Annotated in this window: 3 protein-coding genes and 1 pseudogene; 3 read left to right on the plus strand and 1 reads right to left on the minus strand. The window is 60.7% G+C overall.

Annotated elements, in window-relative coordinates:
* The 3 genes and pseudogenes from AC6FTP_RS24710 to AC6FTP_RS24720 all read left to right on the plus strand — a co-directional run.
* A pseudogene (locus AC6FTP_RS24710) lies at positions 1 to 428 on the plus strand (hypothetical protein); the annotation flags it as partial.
* Between the two features lie 21 nt (positions 429 to 449).
* The gene (locus AC6FTP_RS24715; protein ID WP_497209574.1) at positions 450 to 3,062 is read left to right on the plus strand and encodes a BatD family protein; all 2,613 of its coding nucleotides are present in this window, start codon (positions 450 to 452) and stop codon (positions 3,060 to 3,062) included.
* Positions 3,063 to 3,115: 53 nt separating this feature from the next.
* The gene (locus tag AC6FTP_RS24720) at positions 3,116 to 5,947 is read left to right on the plus strand and encodes a PQQ-dependent sugar dehydrogenase (RefSeq protein ID WP_497209575.1); all 2,832 of its coding nucleotides are present in this window, start codon (positions 3,116 to 3,118) and stop codon (positions 5,945 to 5,947) included.
* 7 nt (positions 5,948 to 5,954) lie between these two features.
* On the opposite strand, the gene AC6FTP_RS24725 is transcribed toward AC6FTP_RS24720, so the two are convergent.
* Positions 5,955 to 6,476, minus strand: a 522-nt coding sequence (locus tag AC6FTP_RS24725) for a zinc-binding dehydrogenase (protein WP_497209576.1), incomplete at its 5' end; no start/stop codon positions are given.

Here is a 6,476-nt window from a genome sequence, read left to right on the forward strand (position 1 = left end):
AGGGCGACAAGAAAAAGGGCAAGAAGGGTCAAAAAGGCGAAAAAGGCGAGCAGGGGGAAGAGGGTGAAGAGGGTGAAGAGGAAGGTGAAAACGGTGACAAAGATGGCGATGGCGTCAGTGAAGAAGACAAGTCACGCAAAGAAAGCCTTGGCAAACAAGAAGGTGAAGAAGAAGGCAAAGGTGAGGGTGAAAAAGAACACGAGAAGGAAGGTCAGCTCCAGGCCGGCGAGGAAGGCCGACAGGAGACCCCCGCAGCTCGTGAGGCCCGTGAACGCCGTGAAGCAGAGATGGCGGAGAGTCAGGAAAACGAAGCCACCGGCTTCAGCCGCAACGAAGCCCGCTCCTTCCTCCGCACCTACGCCGACGACCAGAAGAAGGCGATGATCGTCCGCCCGCGTGATGAGCCCGTGCGGGGCAAGGATTGGTGATCAAAACCCATTGGACCATTCATGAAATTTTCAGTTCTCAGTTTTCAGTTCTCAGTTCTAAGTCGCCTGACAGTGATCGCTGTCCTGTTGTTGGCGGGCACCGCCAACGCCGCCACGGTCCGCGCCTATGTGCAGCCTGCGACGGCAAGGCCGAACCAAGTGATCAACTACGTCATCACTGTGCAGGATGGTCAGGTGCAGAGCCTGCCGAACTTGCGCTTTCCTCTTCAGATCGGGCAGACGAGTGGTGTCTCGACCTCGCAGCAGATCCAAATCGTCAACGGACGCCAGAGTGTGTCGCTCCAGCTTTCCTGGGGCATCACCGCCACCGAGCCGGGTGAGTTTGTCATCCCAACCCAGACCGTCGTGGTCGATGGTCAGCCGCTCACCACAAACGAAGTCAAACTCACCGTCGAAAACGGTGGTGCCAACTTCCCGCAGAATGGTCAGGCGCAGACTCAGGACGACGCAAACCAGCCCATCCTCCAGATCGAACTCGGCAAAAAGGAGATCTATCAAAGTGAAGTCGTGCCCGTGAATGTCAGCCTCTATGTGCCGCGTCAGGTGCAGCTCCGTCGGCTCGGCCTCATCGATATGGAAAAGAGCGACTTTGCCATCGCCCGCTTCCCTCAGACGAATGAGCAGAGCAGCACCGTCATCGACGGCATCGGCTACTACGTGCTCACCTTCCGCAGCACGCTTTCCTCACTGCGCACCGGCGATTTAAAGGTCGGTCCAGCCAAGCTCGAACTCCTCGTCGAGGTGCCTTCGGATGGACAGCCTCAGCGCGGCATATTGCCTCCCGGTTTTCAGCAGAACTTCCCACCAGGGTTCTTCCCCGGCATGAGTGAGCCGCGGAAATTGGAAGTGAAGAGCCAGCAGATCACCGTCAAAGTCCTGCCCATGCCAGCCGAGGGCAAGCCTGCCAACTTCAGCGGCGCTGTCGGCGAATTTCAGATGACGGCCACCGCCACGCCGACAGACCTTACCGTGGGTGACCCCATCTCCGTTGAGCTTGCCGTATCTGGGGCCGGGAATTTCGACGCTCTCAATACTCCTTCGCTTGTCTCCAATGGTGGCTGGAAGATCTACCCGGCGAAGCGCTACGTCATTGAAGGGCAGATGGATCAAAACCAAACGCCCACACTCGAACGCAAAGTCGGTTACACCCAGGTGCTGGTGCCTGAGGCCGTGCATCCGAATGTTCCGCCCTTTGAGCTGAACTACTTCAGCCCCTCGCAGAAAAAATACGTCACCCTCCGCAGCGAGCCCATCCCGCTGAACATGAAGCCTGCGCCAGTCACCGCTGCCGCTGAGTCAGCAGGTGCCGGCGGATCAGGAACCGTGACCGAGATCCCTGTGGCTCCACCGCCCGTCACAGACCCGCAGGCCGACATTACCGACATTCTTGTTCGTCCATCGCAAAAATCTCACTGGCTCGCCCCCACCAGCACACTTCTTCTGCGTAGCAGCGCCTTCTGGAGTGTGCAGGCAGTGCCCGTCGGACTCTTCGCCTTTGCTTGTGTGCTCGCGGTGGCTCGTCGCCGCAAGGAAGCTCGCATCTCCGGGCGTGCAGGCGAGCTCCGAGCCGCGTGGGATCAGTTCGAGTCCGTCAGCGGCGGTGCGAGTGATCAAGAGTTCCTCCGCAGTGCCGCGCAATTCATCCAGACCACGCATGGCATCACTGCTGTCGGCGAAGGCCCGCTCAAAGCCATCCTCGACCGCTACGAGTCCACCAACTTCACCGCCGCTCAGGCTCCCGCCCTTCAGGCCAGTGAGCGCGGCGAAATCCAGAGCACCCTCGCCGCACTCATGCGCCAGACTTTGGCCAAACTGAATGTCATCGCCATCGCCTTCCTGCTTTTCGCCACCAGCCTCAGCGCTGCCGAGGCTCCGAAAGCCACGGCTGCTTCGCCGGATGATTTTTATCGCGATGCCATCGCCGAGATCGACAAGGGCAACTTCACCCGCGCCCAGTATCTCGCCGAGTCCCTCACGAAGAAAACACCGCCGCATCTCAGCGCCGAAGTCTTCCAGATCATCGGCCACGCCCGCTATCGTCAGGGTGACATGGGCCGCGCAGCGCTCTGGTATCAGCGCGCCCAGCTCCTCAATGGGCGCGATCCCGAGCTGAACCAAAACCTCCGTCACATCTTCGAGCGCACCCGCTACCTCACCTTTGGAGAAAACTCCCCGCTGCGTGATGCCAGCTTCGCTTTTACGACGAATGAATGGCTCATCCTCGCCGCCGCTGGGGTCTGGCTTATCTTCCTCTCTCTCGCGTGGCGTGTGTTCCGATCCCAGCGCACCGCTGCCTGGCCCGTTGTCGTCAGCATCATCGGACTCATCATCGCCGTGCCTGCCGGTGCTTTTGCTGCGCTGCGTCCGCTGGGTCCAGACCGTGTGAAGGACATCAGCGTCGTCACCCAGCCTGACGTGAATTCCTTCACCTCCGCCACCGTCACCAGCGGCACCGTCATCGGTCTGCCACCCGGCAGCCAGGTCCGCACTTTGGAGAAGCGCGGCCCCTGGTTCTACGTCGAGATCCCCAGCAGCCCCGAAAACCTCCGTGGCTGGGTCGAGGCCGGTGCCATCACACCACTGTGGACCTGGGATGAGAGCCTTGTGCCATGAGTGCCGTGCATCCGTGATTGCCACGCCCGTGGGTTTCAGATAAACCGGCGGGCATGTTCTCCCGAATTCTTGTTTTTTCTCTGCTCGCAGCAGCCTCGGTGAATGCCCGCGTGCCGTGGACGACCTCACGTATTCATGGCTCACCCGAACCTGCAAAGCCCTTCATTGCCGAAGAGATTCTTGCTCAACAGAGCTTGAGTGACGCACTGGAGATCGTGGGGCTGCCCGGCAGGATCATCGTGGTCGAGAATGGCGGGAAGGTCTGGTCTCTGCCGCGTGACCTCTCCGCATCGACGAAGGATCTCATGATCGATCTGAAGGTGAAGTATCCCAAGCTTGATCACGCCTATGGTCTGGCTTTTCACCCCAGGTGGCGCGAGACAAAAGAAGTCTTCCTCACCTACACCCTCGGTGCTGGCATTGAGGACGGCACGAAGCTCTCGCGTTTCAAACTCAGCTCCATCGAACCCATCGTCATCGATCCGGCGAGCGAGGAAACTCTGCTCACCTGGCTCAGTGGTGGGCACAATGGCGCGCATCTCCAGTTCGGCCCTGATGGCATGCTCTACATCACCACGGGCGATGCCGAGGTTCCCGCGCCGCCCGACCCGCGCAACACCGGCCAGGACAACTCCGATCTCCTCAGCAGCATCCTGCGCATCGACGTGAACAAACGCGATGCTGGCAAAACCTACGCCGTGCCGAGTGACAACCCCTTCCTGGGCAAACCCAACGTGCGCCCCGAGATCTGGGCCTTCGGTTTCCGCAATCCGTGGAAGATCAGCTTCGATGCCAAAGGCCGCCTGTGGTGCGGTGATGTTGGCTGGGAACTCTGGGAGATGATTCATCTCGTCGGTCGTGGCACGAATCACGGCTGGAGTGCCATGGAGGCCACGCAGTCGATCAAACCGGAAACGTTCAGCCCACTCGCACCCATCACGCCGCCCGTCGTCGCCCATCCACACACGGAGGCGGCGAGCATCACGGGCGGTTACGTTTATCATGGCAAAGCACTGCCCGAACTCGACGGAGCCTATGTCTATGGCGACTACGAGACAGGCAAAATCTGGGCGCTCTGGCATGATGGAACGAAGATCACCCGCCACGAAGAGATCGCCGACACGCCGCACAAGATCGTGACCTTTGGCCTGCTCGATGATGGCGAGATCGTCTATGCCCACTGGGGCAAGCCGAGCACCTTTCATCGCCTCGTGCGCAATCCCGCCACGGGTCAGCCTTCCAGCTTCCCGCGCAAGCTGAGCGAAACGGGGCTCTTCACGGATGTGAAGCTGCAAACACCCGCCGCTGGAGTGCATGAGTTCAGTGTCGCGGAGCCGATGTGGCAGGACCGACTTGTGGGTCGGCGCTTCATTGCGTTGCCCGCAGAGACGAAAGTCGAAGCCACCATCACGAAGAAGCCGGACGGCAGTGTGAGTGGCAGCAAGGTGGTCTGGCCAAAGGATGCCGTGCTGGCGAAGACTCTCAGCACTCCCGATGCCACCAGCCGCCGAGTCGAGACCCAACTCCTGCACTTCGATGGCGAGACGTGGAACGGCTACAGCTACCGCTGGAATGATGATCAGACCGATGCCGAACTTGTCGGAGTGAATGGCGCAGATCAGGAGGTGCCCATCCCTGGAGCAGCAGCCGTGCAGCATCGCTTCCACGCCCGTGCCGAGTGCGCACGCTGCCACACGCCATGGACGGGTTTCGCTCTCGGCTTCCAGCCTCAGCAACTCTCGCTCATCAGTGGTCAGCCAGTTCGTGAATCGGCGGTGGGTTTCGGCTTGGTGAACGAGGCCTTCTTTGAGACCAGCGCCTCACGCACCGTCTCCAGTCATGACAGAGACGCTGATCTCGAACTCCGCGCCCGCTCCTGGTTGCACGCCAACTGCGCGCACTGCCATCGTCAGCATGGCGGCGGCTCCGTGGCTTTGAAGGTGAACATTGACCTTCCCCTCGCCGAAACGGAACTCATCGGTGAAAAGCCGCTGCGTGGAGACATGGGCATTGCGGATGCGCGGCTTATTGCTCCAGGCGTGCCTTGGAGAAGCGCGTTGCTGGCACGCACCGCCCGCACGGGAGCCGGGCGCATGCCGATCATCGGCTCGCATGAGGTGGATGAGCATGGCTACGATTTGCTCTGGGATTGGATCACGGACCTTGGCAAGCGCACGCCGCCGCTGGCTGAAAAGCATCCGTTGAGTGAAGCAGCGAAGATGAACGATGCAGCCTCGGCAAAACCACAGAATGAAATTATCTCTACCGTGCCTGAGGCTCTATGGACCCTTTACTATAGGCATCCAATTCGAAGGTTGAAAGCTCCTGACAAACTCAAAGAGTCCGGCATGGCCTCCACCGACCCCAGCATCGCCCCACTCTTCGAGCGATTCCTGCCACCGGAGAAGCGGCGGAAGACCATTGGCCTCACGCCGGATGTCCCGCAGCTTCTCAGCCTGACAGGCGATGCCAAACGTGGTTCGGCGATGCTGACGCCGACGGGATCACTCGCCGCCTGTCTGGCCTGTCATTTTGTGAATGGCACGGGGAGGGACTTCGGGCCGGACCTTTCCAAAGTCGGGGCGCGTCTGACGAAGGAGCAGCTCCTCGAAAACCTGCTGCATCCATCGAAGCAGATCGCGCCGGGTTATGCAGCCTACACGGCGGAACTGGCGGACGGCACTGTGCAGATGGGGTTTGCCGTGAAGCAGACGAAGGAAGAAACCGTGCTGAAGCTCGCCACGGGGCAGTCGATCACTCTGCGGGCGGCGGATTTGAAGTCGCTGAAGCCTCTGCCCACCTCGCTGATGCCCGAGGGACTGCTACAAGCCATGACCGCCGCAGAGATCGCGGATCTTCTCGCCTATCTGGCTTCGATGAAGTGAGCAGGCTTCACTCCCACACGATCAAACTGCGCGCCACCTCGCCACGCTCGAGTGCGGCGTAGGCTTCGTTGATTTCATCGAGCCGCCACGTGCGGGTGAGCAGCTCATCGAGCTTCAGTGCGCCGGTTTGGTGCAGGTCCATCAGGCGCGGGAGATCGATGCGGGGGCGCATGGAGCCGTAGAGGCTGCCTTTCAGCGTCTTCTCGGCGTAGAGCAGTTGGTTGGTGTTGATGCGTGCGCGGGCATCACCACGGCTGATGCCGGTGACGACGCAGGTGCCGCCTTTGCGCAAGGAATCAAAAGCCTGCTCGATGGGCTCCGGCAGGCCGATGGCTTCAAAGGTGAAGTCCGCTCCGAGACCGCCGGTGAGGTCCTTCACCGCTTTCACGGGATCACAAGTGCTGCTGTCGATGAAGTGCGTGGCACCGAGCACGCGGGCGTGGCGCTCTTTGCCAGCCACCGTGTCCACGGCGATGATCTGGCGCGCGCTCACCATGCGGGCACCTTGGATGATGTTCAGGCCGATGCC

The sequence above is a fragment of the Prosthecobacter sp. genome (assembly GCF_044378005.1).
In the GTDB taxonomy this organism is placed as follows: Bacteria; Verrucomicrobiota; Verrucomicrobiia; order Verrucomicrobiales; family Verrucomicrobiaceae; genus Prosthecobacter.

Coding starts and splice junctions, on each gene's coding strand:
- AC6FTP_RS24715 (WP_497209574.1), top strand. CDS start 450: ATGAAATTTTCAGTTCTCAGTTTTCAGTTCTCAGTTCTAAGTCGCCTG.
- AC6FTP_RS24720 (WP_497209575.1), top strand. CDS start 3,116: ATGTTCTCCCGAATTCTTGTTTTTTCTCTGCTCGCAGCAGCCTCGGTG.